This is a genomic window from Candidatus Accumulibacter sp. ACC005 (assembly GCF_907163215.1).
GTDB classification, from domain to species: domain Bacteria; phylum Pseudomonadota; class Gammaproteobacteria; order Burkholderiales; family Rhodocyclaceae; genus Accumulibacter; species Accumulibacter regalis.
This window is the reverse complement of record NZ_CAJQUB010000001.1, coordinates 59,134-78,076: the sequence shown is the minus strand read 5'-3', so window position 1 is coordinate 78,076 and position 18,943 is coordinate 59,134. Positions and strand designations below refer to the sequence as shown.

Here is an 18,943-nt window from a genome sequence, read left to right as displayed (position 1 = left end):
CGAACGCTCATGACGGCGCACCGGGTTCCGACGCTGGCGCCTTCACGAGAACTTCGAGCGGCGAATCGGTGCTCAGATGCACATCGCGTTGCGGATACGACATCGTGATTCCACGTTCGCGAAACGCCTTGTCGATGGCCATGTGCAGTTCGTGGGTGACGATGCTCCGGTAGAGGACCAGGCGCGTGAACACACGCAACTCGAACTCCAGACTGCTTTCGCCAAAACGCAGAAACAGCGCGGCAGGCGCCGGTTCGTCGCAGACGCTTTCATTGCTGCCCGCCACCTCCATGAGGGTGTCGACGACCTGCTCGGTGTCGCTGCCGTACTCGACGCCCAGGGGGACGATCAAGCGCGTGATGGGGTCGGACAGCGTCCAGTTGATGCAGTCCTGGGTAATGAAGGTCTTGTTCGGAATGAGCAGTTCCTTGCGATCCCAGTCGCTGATCGTCGTCGCGCGGATATGGATGCGCGTCACCGTGCCGGTATGCCCGGCGATGGTCACGATGTCGCCGACGCGGAACGGCCGCTCGAAGAGAATGACGATGCCGGATACGAAGTTGGCGACGATTTCCTGCAAGCCGAAGCCGAGACCGACACCGAGCGCCGCGATCAGCCACTGCAGCTTGCTCCAGTCGATTCCGAGAAGGTTCGACGCGGCGAGCAGGCTGACGAGGACGATCAGATAGTTCAAAAGCATGGTTATGGCATAGCCGGTGCCGGGCGCCAGGTTGAAGCGGCTGAGGACCGCCACCTCGAGCGCACCCGGCAGATTCCTGATGGCGATGATGGCGATGGTGAAAACGGTAGCGGCGACGATCAGGCTCCACAGGGTCACCACCTGCGGCGCCAGCGTGCCGTCGCCCGAGCCCATCCGCCAGAGCACGATCTCGTCGAGCGTGCGAACCGCCGGCAAGAGCCCTTGCCAGATGGACGCCATGCCGAAAGCAACGCCAACCAGAACGATCAGGCGGAGCAGTGCGCGGCTTTGTCGGCTGATCGTCCGACGATCGATTTCGTAGCCTTGCACGTCTTCGGGAATCGCGTCAGCCGCGCGTTGCGCGGCATGGCGATCGATGCTTCGCGCGCTCGACTCGGAGCCCGCCTCGCTTGCCCGGGCCAGCATGAGGCGTCGCTCGAAGACGGCAAAGGCACGCTCGAGCGTGGCGTGAACGAGCGTCGCCATGGTGACCAGCAGGATCGAGTGCATGGTCAGGCGCAGCAACTGTGAAGCGGTGTAGTGATAGCCGAGCAGGGACAGCACGATCATCGCCAGGGCGATGGCCATCAGTGCCGGATACCACAGGTAGACGATATACCAGAGCCAGTTGTCGCCGTCGGTCTCGGCGAGGCTGAGGCGCGACAGGCGCCACAGCCGGGAAGCGATCCAGGCAATCGCGACACACAGAAGGATCAGGGAAATTCGTCCCAGACCATCGCGAATCTCGGGAGCCGCATGGACCGAAACCAGGACCATGACGATGGTGATGGGCACGAAAAGCAGCATCAGCCGTCGCGTATTGCGACGCAGCAGCGTCAGCGTCGACCGGCTCCACGAGAAGTGCACGGCGGCGACGCCGTTCGAGCGAACCAATTGCAGGATGAACTCCATGAACAGGATCAGCACAGCGCTGGTCGTCAGCGCCGTCTCCAGGCTGCGCGCAAAACCCGTAGGGCTATGGACCAGGTAGGCCAGGCCGAAAAGCAGCAGACCGGGTGGCAGCGCGAGCACCGCGGTGATCGCGAAAGCTTCCAGCGTCAGCGCCAGATGGTCGGATTGCACGTTGCCGATGCGCGACGCCATGCGCTGCAATCGCCGCTTCAGCCAGCCGCGGCTGGCGATGGCAAGGAGCAGCAACGCCAGCCCGGCCAGGAATCCGGGCAGGCGGATGTCCAGGTTTGTGGCTACGGCCTGACGCACGTCCCGCCAGTGCGCCGCTTCCGCGAGCCAGGCCACCGATTCGGCCGCCGCGCGCAGTGTCTGCGTACCCATCGGTTGCGCGCTGGGAATCCAGAACAGATGGCTCTCGAGCGCATCGCGCCAGGTATGCGAGCGCTCGGAGAAGTACTTGAGCTGAGTGAGCAGCGCCGACAGTTCGTCGGCGTAGCGCGCCTGCTCGTTTTTCAGGCGGGTAATCAGGCTGCGCCGCTGTTCGAGGAGCGTATCGATCGCGCTACCCCAGTCGGGTGCAGCGCCACGCAACAGCTTTTCCAGCGCGGCCTTGCTCGGCAGGTCGTAGGGCGGACGCTTCTCCTCGAGTTGAAAGAGTGCGATCCGGCTGGCCTCCAGTTCGCCCTCCGCCGCCGCCCTCGCGCTATCGATATTGATGGCGTCCGAAGCCTTGTCCCTTTCCTGGCGCAAGGCAATACCAAAGGCAGCCGAGGGATCGATCTGATTGAGATTGAGCAAACGATCGAGGGTATCCAGCTTGCTGTTCAACAGCGAGACGTCACCGCGCAGGCGCGCACTTTCGGCCTCCGCCTGCTGTCTCCTGGCGAGGATTTCATCGACTGACCGGGCAAGGCGAATATTGACCTCGGCGAAACGCCGCAAATCCTCGGGCGCCGCGCCAAGCGACTGCAGGTGCGCCTCGAGCCGGCTGACCAGCGCGCTGACGCCGGCTTTGCTGACCCGACTCAGCAGCGCCTGCAGGGCGGCGATGTAGTCGGTCGTGCTGACCAGCTGCTCGGCGAGCAGGTCGGCTTCGGCTTCCATCAGCGCCAGGCGAGCGGGTCGGCTGGCCAGGCGCTGGCTGAGCGCCTCGATGCGGGCCAGGGCGAGGCGTTTGGCGGCGGCGCGGGCGGCGGCCTCGGCCTCGTCGGCTGGCTCGGAGGTGCCGACGGCGCGCGCGGCGGCGTCGACCTTGTCCACACCCTCCTGCGCCGTACTCAGCAGTTGCTTGAGCGCCAGAGCACGCTCCGACTGCACGCTGGATTGCACCCGGGCGAGTTTCGTGCGCAGGATGGCTTCCGCACCCACCGCTTCCAGAAGCGCCTGCTCGACGACGCCCGGCGCCTGCTTTTCGAAGTCCTTGCCGACTTTCGGCGCCCGGTAGGCTTGTTGCTCGGCGCGCAGTCGCTGCCGCTCGCGAGGCAGGTCAAGCAGCGCCTGAGTGTAGGCGCGCGCCTCGTCTTCGAAGCGCTCGGCGGCCTCGATGCGCGAGATGGCCAGCCGATACAGGGCAGTGATTTCCGCTTTCTGTGCGGTGCTGAGACCGCCCGACTGTTCGACCGACGCCAGCCGCTGGCGCAGGTCGGCAATACCGGGGAGCGGTGCTTCCTGGGCGCCGACCAGCGACGCGCAAAGCAGGACGACGATGACGACGGCGCTGCGGACAATTGCCGCCAGGGGCGTCACCCGGAAAGAAGCAGGCGTTCCCTGTCCGCGCAACGCCATGGACACCGGTCAGCTCGCGCTATCGACCAGCGGCGCAAAGCCGAGCACGACGCGGCGCGTCAGCGCCGATTTCTTCTCGATCCTGGTGACGATCACCGCGCCGACCTCGCTGGTGTTGGCAACATGGGTGCCGCCACAGGGTTGCACGTCGACGCCTTCGATGTCGAGCACGCGCACCCGCCCCTGACCGCGCGGTGGCTTGACGCTCATGCTGCGCACCAGGCCGGGGTTGGCGTCGAGTTCTGCTTCGGTGATCCAGCGATGACGGACCGGGTGAGCCTCGTCGACCAGGCGCGCAAGACCGGCGGTCAGCGCCTGCTTGTCGAGCGGCGCGGTCATGTGGAAGTCCAGGCGCGCGTAATCCACAGTGATCGAACAGCCATCGACCGGGTGCGGAACCAGCGCGCAAAGCAGGTGCGTGGCCGTATGAAAGCGCATGTGGTGCTGCCGGCGCAGCCTGTCGATCTGCGCGGTGACCTCCGTCCCGACCCTGCAGTGGGCGAGCATCGCCTGCTGCCCGGTGGCCGGAAGATGCAGGATCTCGCCCGGCCGCACACCCTTGCGGGTATCGAAAATCTCCAGCTCGCTCCCGTCAGCCAGGATAAGCAGCCCCCGGTCGGCGGCCTGGCCGCCGCCGAGCGGATAGAAGACGGTGCGATCGAGCTGCACCCCGCGCTCGTCGACCTGCGTGACACGGGCCTTACAGGCGGAGAGGGTGGCATCTTCGCGAAACAGCTCTGCGGTCATCGGCGGTCCTGGCAAGGAACATCTCGCCCGCCGCACGATCCCTGCGCGCGATCCAGGCAAGCTGAGGCTAACGAGTGTATACGGCAACGCGGCAGCCGGGAAGCAAAAGCCCCGCGGGTCACCTGGGCTAAATGCCTGAATCCATTGGGCGTAAAGGGGGAACTGACGCACCGACCCGCGAGTGCACTTCATTGCAAGGAGGCGCAGCCGACGTGGCGATCCAGACGTTTGGCTCGTGGGGTGTTGATGTGGCGACGGAATGAAGATCAGAGGGTGGAGCTGGATTGCCGCGTCGGCTATGCCTCCTCGCAATGACGGCGTCGATGCTTGGTGCGCGCTCGGCAGGGAAACCGCGCCGCGTAAACAGGGAAGACCCGAGTTTGCCGCGCTCGGCCCAAGGCTCGTCCCCGCAGGCGAAAACCGTTCCCCTTGGCCCGATTGGCACGGCACCCCGAGAACGCGGCACAGAAAGGCCCCCGGAAGCCCGACAGCAAAAAGCCCCGGCTTTTGACCGGGGCTAAGTGCTTGATTCTTTGGTGGTGATGGGTGGAATTGAACCACCGACCTATGGGTTATGAATCCTCACTTCTACGCATTTTTCCATGTTGAATGGGATTCGAGAAAAGCATCAAAACGGCGCGCAATCAGTTATTTAGCTTAAATAGGCGTTGCTTGACGTTGAAACGGGTTGCTATAATTTGGCTACATGGTGGCTACATGGATTCCCCGTGTAGCCAAACCCGGAGCCGACAGCATGAACCGCAAACGCCTACCGCCCGAACGCGAACGCCTGACGCCCGACCGTATCCGACGCAAGACGCTGCCCGCCGAAGTGGCGCAGGCCTTTCTCTGGGACACCGACGCGCCGCGCCTGGCCGTTCGCGTGACTGCCGGCAGCAAGGCGTTCATCTTTGAAGCCAAGCTGAACCGGCAAACCGTGCGCGTGACCATTGGCGACGTGCGGGCGTGGAATCTCGACGCCGCCCGCGACGAAGCGCGCCGGCTGCAAACGATGGTTGACCAAGGCATTGACCCGCGCCAAGAGAAAGCCGACCGACTCGCCGCAGTCGAAGCCAAGCGGGAAGAAGCGAAGCGCATCAAGGCGCCAGCAATGGAAGCGTGGCAAGCGTACATCGATGTTCGCGCCCCACGGTGGAGCCAAAGCCATCTTGGCGACCATGCGACGGTGAGCAAGGAGGGCGGCGACCAGCGCACCCAAGGCCGCAGACCCGGCGAGAGTGACAAGACCCTGCCGGGCATCCTGCGCCCGCTACTGCGCCTTCCTCTGGAGCAGATCGACGCCGACCGCGTGCGCGCTTGGCTGCAAGATGAATCCATCCGGCGCCCGACGCATACGCGCCTTGCATTCGGGCTGCTGCGCGCATTCCTCAACTGGTGCGGAGACCGTCCAGAGTACCGCGACCAGGCGCACACTGACGCCTGCATCACCCGCATGGCCCGCGAAGAACTGCCGAAGAAAGCCGCCAAGGACGATTGTTTGCAGCGTGAGCAGTTGCCGGCGTGGTTCGCCGCGGTGCGCCAGATACAGAATCCGGTCATTGCCGCCTATCTGCAAACCCTCTTGCTTACCGGGGCACGGCGCGAAGAATTGGCCGGCTTGGCCTGGAACGATGTCGACTTCCAGTGGAAGGCGATAACCATCAAGGACAAGGTCGACGGCGAGCGCACTATTCCGCTGACCCCCTATGCTGCTGCGCTACTGGCCGCGCTGCCACGTCGTAATGAGTGGGTATTCTCAAGCCCCGCCGCTGCGTCTGGAAGGCTTCAGGAGCCGCGCATTCAGCACAACAAGGCACTAGCCACCGCTGGCTTGCCAAACGTCACCATTCATGGTCTGCGCCGCTCGTTTGGCACGCTGGCTGAATGGGTGGAATGCCCCGCCGGAGTCTCGGCGCAAATCATGGGCCACAAGCCGAGCGCGACTGCCGAGAAGCATTACCGGGTTCGCCCGCTCGACTTGCTGCGCATGTGGCACACGAAGATAGAGGCTTGGATTCTCAACGAAGCGGGTATCGAGCAACCCGCCGGAGAGCAGGCGCCCAGCCTGCGAGTTATCACCGCCGCCTGACGGTTTCAGGCAAACGGGCCGGAAGGTGGGCAAACACCGGCCGACCCTGACCACAACGTGAAAAGGAGCTTCACATTATGGCTACTGAAAATAGTAACCCAAGCCGCACGCCGTTCAACTATCCGTGCGAAGTGGCGCCCGTCTATGCCATCGCCGAGGGTGCGTCTGCCAACGATCTATGCAACCATCTTGACACCCGACTGGCTCACTTGTCCGCCCTGCTGGAGGTGGCCTACGGCGGAGGTGGCGAGGCGTTCAGGGGATACAGCAACGAGATTCAAGACCAATACCTGTGGGCGTGCGCCCAACTGGCCGACGAGTGCCGGGAGCTTTTCCCACAAGTGATGGCGAAGACCCGAGAGACAGCTAGCCTGTAGCACCGTGCAGCACTGCCGCGCCTATCCCGACGGGGAGAAAACAGAGCCCTTCCTCTGCTGGCGCGGCATCCCAAACGAAGGAGCGCAGAGAAGGAGCGCCCACCATGACCAGCAACGATGACAAGCGGGCAACAAGCCTGCCAGATTGGGACCTTTGGCGGCACATGCCAAGCGTTGCCTTGTGGCAGTTCTGCGCCCTGTCACTCGACTTTGACCCCGACTCATTGGAGGTTCGGCCCGGCGGCTGGATGTCTCCCGGGGGCCGGTTGAGTTTCGAGCCGTGTAGCTTTCCGTCGGATGAACTGGCGGCGATGTTCGACAAGCGTTATCGCATTCTGGACGGCCAAGAATACCGCACGACTGGACGTGATTACGACGACGTGGACTTGGCCGTGTGCGCGGCGTGGGCAATAGCCGTCGGCTGGGACATCCCCGCCGAGCTTCGCGCGCTGGCGGGAGCTTCGCCAGAATCCGAGCAAACAACTGTGCGGGACGATGGCCACGACGACGAGCTTGCAAGCCTGTTCGACCCCGTGAGAGTGGAGCAGCTTGAAGCTATGTTTCCCGATGGCGGCAAATGGGCAAACTACGCAGGACGCGCGCACCGCAACGGACTGAAAGCCGCCAGAGTGGGGCCCGGCCAGTTCAATCCTTACCTCGCAGCATGCTGGTGGCTGACCCAAGGCCCGGGCGGCTGGGATTTGGCACGCTGCCTGCGCAAGCTGGCGAACAACCTGCCCGCCCGCTCGAAGGACTCAAAGCCCTTGCTGACTGGCGAGTACGATTGAGCCGCCATATTTCCGCCACGACTTCAGGCGGAAGCGGGCAATAACCGCCACATTCCCGCCACATTCCCGCCAATATTCCGCCTGAATTTCGCCATGCAATCCGGCTAAATATCGTCACCCCTGGTAATCACGAACAGGAGCAACGATATGAACGCCCCCCAAATCACGCGAGCCGACGACGGCCGCCCCATGCTGACGACCGAAGCCCTCGCTGCTCGCTTGGGCATCAAAGCGCAAACTCTGCGCGCCGCCTTATGCCGCAACGGCCATTACTTCGGCGTTCGTCCGAGAAAATGCCCCAATCGGTTTTTGCTTTGGCCTGCCGATTCGGCGGAAAGACTAACCTCCGGCGAGGTGGCGTAAATGCGATGCGCCCGCCCCACCGAAGTGAACGCGAGCGCCCTGGAACCGCGCCGCCATGATACCAGACCCGACCTTTTCCCCGACACGTTGCCACCGATAGCCGCCGCGACTTGGCCCAAGCTTGGCACGCGCGCCGATGAGGCCGTGAACGCCCTTCTGACTGGCCCACAGAATCAAGCTGATTATCGCGGGCATGGCTGGCGCCTTGCTGCCTACATCCAACAGCTTGAAGACCGAGGATGGCGGTTCATCACGCGCGAAATCATGCGCCCTGGCTGCCGCCGACCAATCGCGGAATATCGGATTGACCGCGGCGACCCCGGCACCGCCGCCGCTCTTGCTGCGCGAGGTTTCCAGTGATGCGCGACGCATTCGCCGAGATCGAGCGCGCCCGCTCTGCTCTCTGGAGCCTGGACCCTGGATGCAATGCCGGCGAGCATTTCAGGTTAGCCGCAGCGTTCGCAAATGGCGGGGGCGATTTTGAGGAATTCAACCGCTGGAGCGAGCAGGCGCACAACTACGGCAGCGAGGGCGAATGCCGCTCAGTCTGGAAGAGCGCCAGCAAGCCGGGTTCCGTCACAGTAGCTACGCTGTTTGCCGCCGCACGTGCTGCCGGCTGGACGGATGGCGACGAAGCGCCCGCCAAGCGCCCGCAATCGCACCAGGAGAAGCGCCAGCAACCCGAGGCAAGCAGCAAGCCGCCATTGCATGACCCGCGCGCCATTTTTCTGGACGCCTGCAAGCCGGCGACGATCGAGCAGGCGTACATCAAGCAGAAGCTGGGGCTTCCCGATAGCCTGCGCACCTATGATGGGCCGTTGACGATAGCCGGCAACGCCTGCGCCGGTTCGCTGGTGCTGCCCTGCTCGACACTGGCCGGCGAACTGGTCACGCTGCAGTTCATCACGCCGCAAGGGAAAAAGCTGTTTCTGCCGGGCTGCAAGTTGTCGCCCTGGCCGGACGCCTGCCTGATTATTGGCGGGCCGCTCAAGCCGGATGGCGCCGCCTACATCGTTGAAGGCCCCGGGCAAGCGTGGAGCGCGCACCAGGCGACGCGCGCGCCCGCTGTCGTGGCTTTCGGCGTCGGCAGGATGGCAGGTATCGCCCGAGCACTGCGCCAGCACTACCAGGCCGCGCGGCTGGTTGTCGTGCCCGACGTGGGCAAGGAATCGCAAGCCGCCGCCATCGCCAAGGACGTCCACGGCGTATGGGTGGAACTGCCGCGGGATCTTGGCCAGAACGGCGACCTGAACGACATGCACCAACGCGACGGGCTGCCGGCTGTTGCCGCCCTGCTGGCGCGCGCCAAGGCGCACCCGCAACGGTTCCGGCTACTGACGCCCGACGACCTGGCCGCGCTGCCGCCTGTGCGCTGGCGTGTGCGTGGCGTGCTACCGCTCGAAGGCATCGGCGCGGTGTTCGGGCCGTCCGGTTCGGGTAAATCGTTTCTGGTGCTCAGTCTGTTGGCGAGCGTCGCAAACGGCGCCGAGTGGTTCGGCTGCCGGGTGGTGCGCGCGCCAGTGCTCTACGTCGCACTTGAAGGCGAAGCCGGAATCCCGCAACGGTGGAAGGCATACCAGGCGAAGCACGGACGGATTGCGGATGGCTTGCACTTCTTGCTGCGGACGCTCGACATCCGCAACGCGACCGACCGCGCCGACCTCGTGCAAGCGGTTCGGGCCGCCGGCTGGAATGGTGGCGTGCTCTGTCTCGACACGCTGAACCGCGCCGCGCCTGGCATGGATGAGAACGACAGCAAGAGCATGGGCGAAGCGATCGGCGCCGCGAAGGCGATACAGGCCGAATTGGGCGGGCTGGTGCTGCTGGTTCATCACACTGGCAAGGACGCTACCAGGGGCTTGCGTGGGCACTCCAGCCTGCACGCTGCGCTTGATGCTGCCATCGAAGTGACGCGCAATAACGACCGCCGAGAATGGACGGTAGCCAAGAGCAAGGACGGCGAGGACGGCGCAGCGCGCCCGTTCCGGCTGGATGTGGTGGAGATCGGCGAGGACGAAGACGGCGAGCCGGTCACGAGCTGCGTTGTCGTGCCAGACGAGAACGCGGGCGATGCGGTGCGCCGGGTTCAAATTCCGAAGGGCGGAAACGCTCGCCTTGTCTGGGACGGCTTGCGCGAGATGTTCAAGGCCGCCTGCGATCGACGCCCGGCCGGCGTGCCGGACGAGCTGCCGATAGGCCGGCCGGTGCTCAGTCTCGAAGATGCCATTGCAGGCACCAAGGGGCGGCTGACTTGCGACAGCGACCAGCGAGGGTATAGAGCACGCCTGGCTATCACCAGCCTAGTGAACAGTGGGCTGCTGACCTTGCGGGAGGGCTGGCTGTGGATTTCATGACGTCACCCCACTGGGGCACCCCATTCCCCCCACTCTTTAGAGTGGGAGTGGGGAGTTTGGGGAGCTTGCCCGCCCCATTTCCCCCAAAACTGGGGAGTTTGGGGAGTTTGGGGAGGGTAAGAGCATGAGCGCCGCGACCTGCCCAAGCTGCGGCGACCGATTCGACCAGGATGCTTCCTGGAAGAAAACGTGCACGCCCTGCTGGAAGCTGTCAAAGCGCGCCGAGCATGTCGAACTGCTCGAACTGCGCGAGGAAGTGCGGGAGCTGCGCGACGCCTTCGCCGAGGTGCGAGCCGCCGACCTTCCCCCCGACATGCTGGCGCGCTTGATTCGCCTATGCCATCCCGACAAGCACAACGGCAGCGAGGCCGCTACGGTGGCGACGCAATGGCTACTGGCGCGCCGTGAGGCCCGGACATGAGCGCCGACCTGTTCGGGTTCGACGCCTCGCGGCTACCGCGCACCAACGACAGGCCCGAAGCCGCCGCCCTGGCCGAAGTGCTCAAGGCCCTGCGGCATCATCCTGCTGTCGCCTGGGTGGAGCGTCAGAATTCTGGAGTGGCGAAGATTGGCGGCCGGTTTGTTCGGTTCGGGTGGGCTGGCTGTTCGGACCTGCTCGGGATGATGCAGGATGGCCGCCTGCTGGCCGTGGAGTGCAAAGCGCCGGGCGGGAAGGTGCGAGCTGAGCAGGCAGAGTTTCTCTCTCTGGTGCGCCGGTTCGGTGGCGTGGCCTTCGTGGCGAGAGATTGCCGGGACGTGCTGCGGGAGCTGCCAGTTATCGGCGAGGGCTCGACACTGCACCGCGATGCGCCGGCTACCCTGGGCGATGACGCGAAAACAGGCGCCGGGAAGTCGGTCGACGTTCCATGTTGAGGCGGTGCAATGCTGCAGTGCTCAATGCCGAAAGCAACCAAAAGCAGGAAGCGTGCCCCGCTTTGTGCAGTATGGTATCTGGCAGGAATCAAGTGCTTATGGCCCGAAACTTGCAGACAGCGCACCGCACAATGCCAGAAGCAAGCCGCCCGACGAAACGTGCCCATGAATGAATCGACGGCTGACAAGCGGCGACGACTGCGGGAGCATAGCGATTTGTGCGCCGCTGTTCATCGCCTATGGCAAGAGCGCGGCTATCAGCGTCCGCCCCCACATTGCCCAGCGCTTCCCGCCGACCTGATTGGCTTGACCTGTGGCGCGAAGACGAGAGCCGGGACACCCTGCAAGCTGACGACCCTCTACGATAACGGGCGCTGCAAGTGGCATGGTGGCTGCTCGACTGGCCCGAAGACCGAGGCAGGGAAAGAGCAGGCACGTATCAACGGCAGGAAGGGCGGCCGGCCGAAAAAACCGAAGTTGTGAAGCGTGCAAGAAACTTCAAATTGCACGAGTCGCCGAGATGCGCGCGCGGCCCGATGTTCAGGCGTGACGCAGTACGCGTGAGCAGTGGCAGAATCGCGCCGCGCCTCCTATCATGAAGCTGACAGTTACGGGGGCGCCGGGGGGCCGCATGAGAATCAATCTGTTCGAGGGTTCGCGCCGAATCGGCATGCTGTTTGGCGCTTTGTGGGTTGTGGGTTGTACGGTGTTCGCTTTTACCGGAGGGCCGTCAGCCATCGGTCACGACCAAGCGGCCCTGCAGGGGCATGTCAAAACTGCCCTTGCCGTTCTCTTTGGTGGGCTCGCCTTCGGCTGGGTCTTTATGGCGGTTACGGGCTGGGTTGTTCGCGGCTTCCTTGGGGTTCCACGAGGCGCCGACGAACGCCCGCCAGAATAAGCCGCAGTCGTCCTGCCTGCCCTGGCTACGCGTGGCCCCGACGCGCTACCCGGTACAAGTCGGCACAGCGTAGCACCCGCACCAACAAGACATAGACCCGGCAGCGCGCCGGGTTTTTTCTTTTGGGGGATTGATTCGGATTGCTCGAATCCGGCTACATGGTGGCTACACGGACGCCAGACGACAAAAAGCCCGACCTTGTGAGCCGGGCTAAGTGCTTGAATCCGTTGGTGGTGATGGGTGGAATTGAACCACCGACCTATGGGTTATGAATCCATCGCTCTAACCGACTGAGCTACATCACCTCAGGGCGGCCGATTATAGGACCCCCGCCGGCCTGTGGTCAAGCCGAGCGACGTCGATTGTCGCGGTCGTCGTGCGGCGCCTGGCGAACGGCGGGAGCAACTCACATCAGCACGATGTCGTATTGCTCCTGCGTATAGCTGGGCTCGGCCTGCAGCGAAATCGGCTTGCCGATGAAATCGGAGAGCAGCGCCAGACCTTGCGACTCCTCGTCGAGAAAGCGGTCGATGACCGCCTGATTGCCGAGCACGCGGTATTCGCGCGCGTCGAACTGGCGCGCTTCGCGCAGCAGCTCGCGAAGAATCTCGTAGCACACGGTACGTGCCGTTCTCACTTCACCCCGCCCCTCGCAGGTCGGGCACGCTTCGCAGAGCACGTGGGCGAGCGATTCGCGCGTCCGCTTGCGCGTCATTTCGACCAGCCCCAGGGCGGTAAAGCCGTTGACCGTCAGGCGCGTATGGTCGCGCGCCAGCGCCTTGTTGAACTCGCTGAGGACCGCGCTGCGGTGCTCTTCGTTCTCCATGTCGATGAAGTCGACAATGATGATGCCGCCGAGGTTGCGCAGGCGCAGCTGGCGGGCGATGGTCTGCGCCGCCTCGAGATTGGTCTTGAAGATGGTGTCGTCGAAGTTGCGCACGCCGACGAAACCGCCGGTGTTGACGTCGATGGTGGTCATCGCCTCGGTCTGATCGATGATCAGGTAGCCGCCCGACTTGAGATCGACGCGGCGGGCGAGTGCCTTCTGAATCTCGTCTTCGACGCCGTGCAGGTCGAACAGCGGCCTCTGCCCGGTGTAGTGCTCGAGCATGGGCGCGACGGTCGGCGTGTACTCGCCGGCAAACGCGGTCAGGCGCTGGAAGTTCTCGCGCGAGTCGATGACGATGGCGGACGTTTCGGGGTTGACGAAGTCGCGCAGCACGCGCTGCGCCAGTGACAGTTCCTGATAGAGCAGGGCAGGCGGCGCGGCGGTGGTCGACTGCAGCTTGATATCGCGCCAGATCTTGCGCAGGTACTCGATGTCCTTGGCCAGCTCGGCTTCGCTGGCGCTCTCGGCCATGGTGCGCACGATGAAGCCGCCGGGTTCGTCGTCGGGCACCAGGCGCGACAGCTTTTCACGCAGCGCTTCACGTTCGGCCTCCTTCTCGATGCGCTGCGAAATGCCGATATGCTTGTCCTGCGGCAGATAGACGAGCATCCGCCCGGCGATCGATACCTGCGTGGACAGACGCGCTCCCTTGCTGCCCATGGGGTCCTTGATGACCTGCACGAGGATGCTCTGACCTTCGAAGAGCAGGCGCTCGATCGGCCGCAGCGGTTCGTCGTTCGCGCGCGGCTCGCGGATATCGGCGACGTGCAGGAAAGCCGTCCGGTCGAGGCCGATTTCGATGAACGCCGACTGCATTCCCGGCAGGATGCGCACGATGCGCCCGACATAGACGTTGCCGACGTAGCCACGACTGGCGCAGCGTTCGATGTGCAGTTCCTGAACGGCGCCCTGGTACATGACCGCGACGCGCGTTTCCTGCGGGGTGAAATTGATCAGGATCTCTTCGGACATGGACGGGTGCTCGGGGAAATGGGGAAAGAAATGAGGTTAGAATCGCGACTCGCCGCATTCTACCCTTAGTCCCCTGTCACGCCCCTCTCCCGGACTTTCGCCATCTCTGCCTCGCTCCCTGCCTCCGCTTCTCCCGAGTTGCTCGCGCCTGCCGGTTCGCCGACGATGCTGCGCACCGCCTTCGCCTACGGCGCAGATGCCGTCTATGCGGGCCAGCCGCGCTACAGCCTGCGCGTGCGTAACAACGCCTTCGGCGACCTCGACGCGCTGGCCGGTGCGATCGCCGACGCCCATGGCGCCGGCAGGAAGCTGTACGTGGTCAGCAACGTCCTGCCGCACAACCGCAAGGTGCGCAGTTACCTCGCGGACATGGCGCCGGTCGTGGCGCTTGAACCCGACGCGCTGATCATGGCCGACCCGGGACTGATCGACATGGTCCGCGAGACCTGGCCGGACATGCCGGTGCACCTCTCGGTGCAGGCCAATACGGTCAACTTTGCCGCCGTGCGTTTCTGGCGCAAGCTGGGGATCAGGCGCATCATCCTGTCGCGCGAACTGTCGCTCGACGAAGTCGCCGAGATCCGCCAGGAGTGTCCGGAGATGGAACTCGAGGTGTTCGTCCATGGCGCGCTGTGCATCGCCTACTCCGGCCGCTGCCTGCTTTCCGGCTACTTCAACCATCGCGACCCCAACCAGGGCACGTGCACCAACTCCTGCCGCTGGGACTACAAAGTCAAGCCGGCCGACGGCGGGGCGGGCAATGCGGTGGGCGGCGCCTGCCAGTCCGGGGGCGCCGGCGTCGGTGGCGGTGAGTGGCTGCTTGAGGAGAAGGAACGCCCCGGCGAGCTGATGCCGATCGACGAGGACGAGCACGGCACCTACATCATGAACTCGAAGGATCTGCGCGCCGTCGAGCACGTCCGGCGCCTGACCGAAATCGGCGTCGATTCGCTGAAGATCGAGGGGCGCACCAAATCGCCGTACTACGTCGCGCGCACCACACAGGTCTACCGCCGCGCCATCGACGACGCCGTGGCCAGCCGCCCTTTCGACCCCCGCCTGCTCGGCGAACTCGACGGCCTCGCCAACCGCGGCTACACCGACGGCTTCTACCAGCGCCACCACGAACACGAGAGGCAGAACTACCTGCGTGGCCACTCGGAATCGGGGCGCAGCCTCTACGTCGGCGACGTGATCGAGTGGAACGCGACGCGCTCGCTGGCGCTGATCGATATCAAGAACCGCATTTCGGTCGGCGACCGGCTGGAGATCATCCATCCGTCGGGCAATCGCGTCATCGCTCTCGAGCGCATGGAGAATCTCGCTGGTGCCGAGATCCGCGTCGCGCCGGGCAACGGCCACAAGGTGTGGATCCCGCTGCCGGCGGAGTTGCCGGGCGCCATGCTGGCGCGCTTCGTCTGACTGGCGCCGATGGGGCGACCCGCACACCTCTTCGTCGATATCTCGGCACACGGTTTCGGCCATCTGGCCCAGGTGGCGCCGGTCCTCGCGGCCTTGACCGCTCGTCTGCCCGAACTGCGCCTGACCATCCGCAGCGGCCTGCCCACTGACCGACTGCAATCCCGGATAGGCGCTGATTTCACGCACCTGCAGGCGAGCAGCGACTTCGGCTACGTGATGCACGACGCCGTCAGCCTCGACCTCGCGGCGACGGCTCAGGCGTACCGCCGCCAGCACGCCGACTGGGATGAGCGGGTCGACGGCGACGCCCGACTGTTGCACGGACTGCAACCGGACCTGGTGTTCAGCGACGTCGCCTACCTGCCACTGGCCGGCGCTGCGCGCGCCGGCATCCCGGCAATCGCCCTATGTTCGTTGAACTGGGCCGAGCTCTTTGCCTACTTCTTCGCCAGAGAGGACTGGGCAGCGACGATTCAGCGCCAGATACTCGACGCCTATAACGGCGCCGAGTCCTTCCTGCGCGTAACGCCGGGAATGGCCATGGCCGACCTGCCAAGGCTGCGCGCCATCGGCCCGATCGCCGCACTGGGCAAGGATTGCCGGCAGGCACTGCACGCGCAGATCGGCTGTCGCAGCGACGAGCGGCTGGTGCTGATCGCCTTCGGCGGCTTCGACAAGCAGCTGCCCATCGATGCCTGGCCCGCCATCCCCGGCGTCCGCTGGCTGGTTCCGCAAGCGTGGCAGGTCAAGCATCCGGCAGCCACCGCTTTCGAGCCCCTGGGTCGCCCGGTCGCCGATCTCCTGCGCGCGGCTGACGCGGTGCTCGGCAAACCCGGCTACGGCACCTTCGCCGAAGCCGCCTGTAACGACACGCCACTGCTCTATCTGCGCCGTGAAGACTGGCCCGAGCAGGATTTCCTCATCGACTGGCTGCAGGTGCACGGACGCTGCCGGGAAGTGAGCGCGGCTGACCTGCTCTCCGGTCGGCTGCGGCCGGTGCTGGAAAGCGTGTGGAGTCAGGCCGCTCCGCCGACTCCGCAGCCGTCAGGCGCTGACGAAGCGGCAGCGGCGCTGTTGCCGTGGCTGACGAGGGTCGGCGAGTCGCGTCCGGGCGGCTGAACGGTTCATTGCTCCCTCAAGCTCCAGTAGCGTTTCACGCAATAGGGAACGTCAGATGGTCTTCCGTGATGCGCCCCGGGGTCCTGGGAAAGTCGCCAGACCACGACCAAGCGACGAAGCCGTGCCCTCACCGCTCCGCATCGGCGTTCAGCAGACGCTCGCAATAACGGGCGATCAGGTCGATTTCGAGGTTCACCCGGCTACCCGGCTGCAGGCGGCCCAGGGTGGTCGCGGCGAGCGTGTGTGGAATCAGGTTGATCGTGAACCTGGCGCCGGCAACCGCGTTGGTCGTCAGGCTGACGCCGTCGACGGTGATCGACCCCTTGCGGGCGATGTACCTGGCGAGCTCCGCCGGAGCGCGGATTTCGAGCAGCCGGTTGTCGCCGACCGCGTCGAAACGCAGCACCTCGCCAATGCCATCGACGTGACCGGAGACGAGATGCCCACCGAGGCGATCGGCGAGGCGCAGCGCCTTTTCCAGGTTGACCGGGCCGGGCGCGGAGAGGCCCACGGTGCACGCCAGCGATTCCGGAGAAACGTCGACGAAGAAGCGCTGGTCCTGCTGGTCGACCACGGTCAGGCAGACGCCGTTACAGGCAATCGAGTCACCCAGAGCAAGGTCATCGAGGTCGAGCTTGCCGGCGTCGATGGTCAGGCGAACGGTGCCGGCGCCGTCGTCACGAGAGGCGATCGCGGTGATTTGGCCAACGGCGGCGATGATTCCTGAAAACATGGCAGGGATCCGGCAAATGGGTGATGACGACGACGCAGGATTCTAGCATGGCGCCTCCTTACCCCACTCTCGTCCGGTCGGGTGCGCCGCGGCGACCTTTGGCCTTCGCCGGCTGAACGCCGGGTCGGCAGGGGTCAGCCGGCAGGCGGCGGCCCTTTCCTCCGCGGCGATTCGGCGATGCTCGCCGACGCTGCCTCGGCAACAAGCGGGGCATCGTCCAGCCACGCTTCGAGCAGGGTATAGGTAACCGCCAGAACCACCGGACCGACGAAAATACCGACCAGACCGAAAGCCAGCAAGCCGCCGATGACGCCGGCGAGAATCAGCAGCAGGGGCAGGTCGGCGCCTTGCTTGATGAGCAGCGGACGCAGGAAATTGTCCATGGTCCCGACGATCACCGTCCACACCAGCAGGAAGGTTCCCCAGCCGGTATCGCCGCTCCAGTACAACCAGACGACGGCGGGCGCCAGCAAGAGCGTCGGCCCGAGTTGCGCAATGCAGAGCATGAACATCAAGGCGGTCAGCACCGGGGCAAAAGGCACGCCGGCGATAGCCAGGCCGATACCACCGAGTACCGACTGCACGAAGGCCGTAATGCCGACGCCAAGGGCCACGGCACGCACGGCTTGCCCGGCCAGAACGACGGCGCCTTCCCCGCGTTCTCCGGCCAGGCGGCGCCCGAAACGGCGAACTTCGTCAGCCGCCCGTTCACCGGATGAATAGAGCACCGCCGACAGCGCAACGGTCAACAAGAACTGCACGAAAACCAGCCCGAAACTGCCGACCTCCCTGGCGAACCACCTGGTCAGATTGCCCGCATAGGGGGCGATCTTGGCCGTCAGTTCCGAGGTTCCGACAACCGCCAGCTGCATCCACGCCTGGTCAAGCCGGTGCCCGACCAGCGGCAGGCTGGCCACCCACTCGGGCGGCGGCGGCACCTCGAAGCTGGCAGCAAGCCTCCCCCAGCTGACGATCTGCGGGGCATTCTCGACGAGCGTGGCGATGGCCAGCGACAAGGGAACGACGAGCACCAGCAGGACCAGCAGGGTCATGATCATCACCGCCGGGGCACGCCGATTGCCGAGGTGCCGCTGTATGCGCAGCATCACCGGCCAGGTGGCAACGACGACCATCGTCGCCCAGATCAGCGCCGGCAGAAACGGCCTCAGAATCCAGCCGGAAGCGGCAATCAGCACGCCAATGAATAGGACGGCCAGGGTTGTTCGGGCGACTTCGGTTCTGTTGGTATTCATCGTTCCCTTGTCCGGATCGTGTTTTCGCGGAAAAGCTTCTGCTCCGCCCGGGTGCGGGCTTCGGCATGAGCATTCCGGGCGCGGCGGGCCGTCTGACTGGGCATGGTAGCTCAATTCAGGACACCCGGCGTGAGCGGGTGGCAGCGCTGAAGGCACACGCGCACCGCAAATACACCCCCTGATTCGCGTACCGATGGATCCGATCATTGCCGTCGAAATGATGGTCGTCCACATCGAACAGGGCCGGGATCGCTCCCCGCCAGCGACCTTCGCCTGTTCCCCGACCGCCTTCCCCACCCTTGCCGGCACGCTGATCACGCGACCTCGCTGCTTTCGTCAATTCGATGCTGAACGGCATCAATATGACTCGGATGCGCGAGGCGACCAGTCGATCGACGTCGTCGCGCGTGCGGCCGGCCTCCGGGTGAGACCGACCGACAGCGTGCAGCGGCCAGACACGCCCACTGCCGCCGCCAGCGTCTGCCGGGACCTTCCTTCTAAACACCTGATCGGCAAGGTCTTTTTCCATCTCGCCGGCATGGTTTCCTGGCCTACAATCGCCCTCGCATAACTGAAAGATGTGCCATAATCGGCGCGCCTTCTTGCCACCGCGCTTGCCGTGCGTGGCTTAGTTGGTGCGGTGGCCAAGCCAAGCTTCCCAAGGAAGAG

Annotated in this window: 17 protein-coding genes and 1 tRNA gene; 11 read left to right on the top strand and 7 right to left on the bottom strand. The window is 64.8% G+C overall.

Annotated elements, in window-relative coordinates:
• Nucleotides 1–7 precede the first annotated feature (7 nt).
• Both QZ613_RS00360 and QZ613_RS00355 read right to left on the bottom strand, forming a co-directional pair.
• Nucleotides 8–3,397, bottom strand: a complete 3,390-nt coding sequence (locus QZ613_RS00360; protein WP_291868543.1) for a mechanosensitive ion channel domain-containing protein — start codon at nt 3,395–3,397, stop codon at nt 8–10.
• 9 nt (nt 3,398–3,406) lie between these two features.
• Nucleotides 3,407–4,144 carry an alanyl-tRNA editing protein gene (locus QZ613_RS00355; RefSeq protein WP_043567600.1) on the bottom strand — a complete coding sequence of 246 codons (738 nt, stop codon included), beginning with the start codon at nt 4,142–4,144 and terminating at the stop codon, nt 3,407–3,409.
• A 754-nt stretch (nt 4,145–4,898) separates the two neighbouring features.
• Between QZ613_RS00355 and QZ613_RS00350 the strand changes: the two genes are divergently transcribed.
• From QZ613_RS00350 to QZ613_RS00340, 3 genes are all read left to right on the top strand, one after another.
• Nucleotides 4,899–6,233: an integrase family protein gene (locus QZ613_RS00350; RefSeq protein ID WP_291981218.1), complete on the top strand. Its 1,335-nt coding sequence runs from the start codon at nt 4,899–4,901 to the stop codon at nt 6,231–6,233.
• Nucleotides 6,234–6,310: 77 nt separating this feature from the next.
• On the top strand, nt 6,311–6,610 hold the full coding sequence (locus QZ613_RS00345) for a hypothetical protein (RefSeq protein WP_291981216.1): 300 nt from the start codon (nt 6,311–6,313) through the stop codon (nt 6,608–6,610).
• A 104-nt stretch (nt 6,611–6,714) separates the two neighbouring features.
• Complete coding sequence (locus tag QZ613_RS00340) at nt 6,715–7,398, top strand: hypothetical protein (RefSeq protein ID WP_291981213.1); 684 nt, start codon at nt 6,715–6,717, stop codon at nt 7,396–7,398.
• 339 nt (nt 7,399–7,737) lie between these two features.
• On the opposite strand, the gene QZ613_RS00335 is transcribed toward QZ613_RS00340, so the two are convergent.
• Complete coding sequence (locus QZ613_RS00335) at nt 7,738–8,133, bottom strand: hypothetical protein (RefSeq protein ID WP_291981356.1); 396 nt, start codon at nt 8,131–8,133, stop codon at nt 7,738–7,740.
• On the opposite strand from QZ613_RS00335, the gene QZ613_RS00330 reads away from it, so the two are divergent.
• The 5 genes from QZ613_RS00330 to QZ613_RS00310 all read left to right on the top strand — a co-directional run bounded on the left by QZ613_RS00330 (nt 8,121) and on the right by QZ613_RS00310 (nt 11,886).
• On the top strand, nt 8,121–10,115 hold the full coding sequence (locus QZ613_RS00330) for an AAA family ATPase (RefSeq protein WP_291981211.1): 1,995 nt from the start codon (nt 8,121–8,123) through the stop codon (nt 10,113–10,115). The two genes, QZ613_RS00335 and QZ613_RS00330, sit on opposite strands and share 13 nt — an antisense overlap.
• Nucleotides 10,116–10,239: 124 nt before the next feature.
• Nucleotides 10,240–10,536, top strand: a complete 297-nt coding sequence (locus QZ613_RS00325) for a hypothetical protein (RefSeq protein ID WP_291981209.1) — start codon at nt 10,240–10,242, stop codon at nt 10,534–10,536.
• Entirely contained in the window at nt 10,533–10,988 is a 456-nt protein-coding gene (locus tag QZ613_RS00320) for a VRR-NUC domain-containing protein (protein WP_291981208.1), read from the top strand. The genes QZ613_RS00325 and QZ613_RS00320 overlap by 4 nt, the downstream gene beginning before the upstream one ends.
• 9 nt (nt 10,989–10,997) lie before the next feature.
• Nucleotides 10,998–11,471: an HGGxSTG domain-containing protein gene (locus tag QZ613_RS00315; RefSeq protein ID WP_366144405.1), complete on the top strand. Its 474-nt coding sequence runs from the start codon at nt 10,998–11,000 to the stop codon at nt 11,469–11,471.
• A gap of 148 nt (nt 11,472–11,619) precedes the next feature.
• Nucleotides 11,620–11,886, top strand: coding sequence for a hypothetical protein (locus tag QZ613_RS00310; protein ID WP_291981204.1), 267 nt, complete (start codon nt 11,620–11,622; stop codon nt 11,884–11,886).
• Nucleotides 11,887–12,114: 228 nt separating this feature from the next.
• Here QZ613_RS00310 and QZ613_RS00305 read toward each other — a convergent pair.
• Both QZ613_RS00305 and rng read right to left on the bottom strand, forming a co-directional pair.
• Nucleotides 12,115–12,191 (bottom strand) — tRNA-Met (locus QZ613_RS00305).
• Between the two features lie 101 nt (nt 12,192–12,292).
• Nucleotides 12,293–13,747, bottom strand: coding sequence for a ribonuclease G (rng, locus tag QZ613_RS00300; protein ID WP_043567602.1), 1,455 nt, complete (start codon nt 13,745–13,747; stop codon nt 12,293–12,295).
• Between the two features lie 165 nt (nt 13,748–13,912).
• On the opposite strand from rng, the gene yegQ reads away from it, so the two are divergent.
• Complete coding sequence (yegQ, locus tag QZ613_RS00295; protein ID WP_291863080.1) at nt 13,913–15,169, top strand: tRNA 5-hydroxyuridine modification protein YegQ; 1,257 nt, start codon at nt 13,913–13,915, stop codon at nt 15,167–15,169.
• Nucleotides 15,170–15,178: 9 nt separating this feature from the next.
• Nucleotides 15,179–16,288, top strand: coding sequence for a hypothetical protein (locus QZ613_RS00290; RefSeq protein WP_043567605.1), 1,110 nt, complete (start codon nt 15,179–15,181; stop codon nt 16,286–16,288).
• A gap of 127 nt (nt 16,289–16,415) precedes the next feature.
• On the opposite strand, the gene QZ613_RS00285 is transcribed toward QZ613_RS00290, so the two are convergent.
• The gene (locus tag QZ613_RS00285; protein WP_043567606.1) at nt 16,416–17,021 is read right to left on the bottom strand and encodes a riboflavin synthase; all 606 of its coding nucleotides are present in this window, start codon (nt 17,019–17,021) and stop codon (nt 16,416–16,418) included.
• Between the two features lie 134 nt (nt 17,022–17,155).
• A complete protein-coding gene (ydiK, locus tag QZ613_RS00280; protein ID WP_043567607.1) occupies nt 17,156–18,274 on the bottom strand; it encodes an AI-2E family transporter YdiK in 1,119 nt (372 codons plus the stop codon).
• Between the two features lie 193 nt (nt 18,275–18,467).
• Between ydiK and QZ613_RS00275 the strand changes: the two genes are divergently transcribed.
• Nucleotides 18,468–18,845, top strand: a complete 378-nt coding sequence (locus tag QZ613_RS00275; RefSeq protein WP_043567609.1) for a hypothetical protein — start codon at nt 18,468–18,470, stop codon at nt 18,843–18,845.
• Nucleotides 18,846–18,943: the final 98 nt, after the last annotated feature.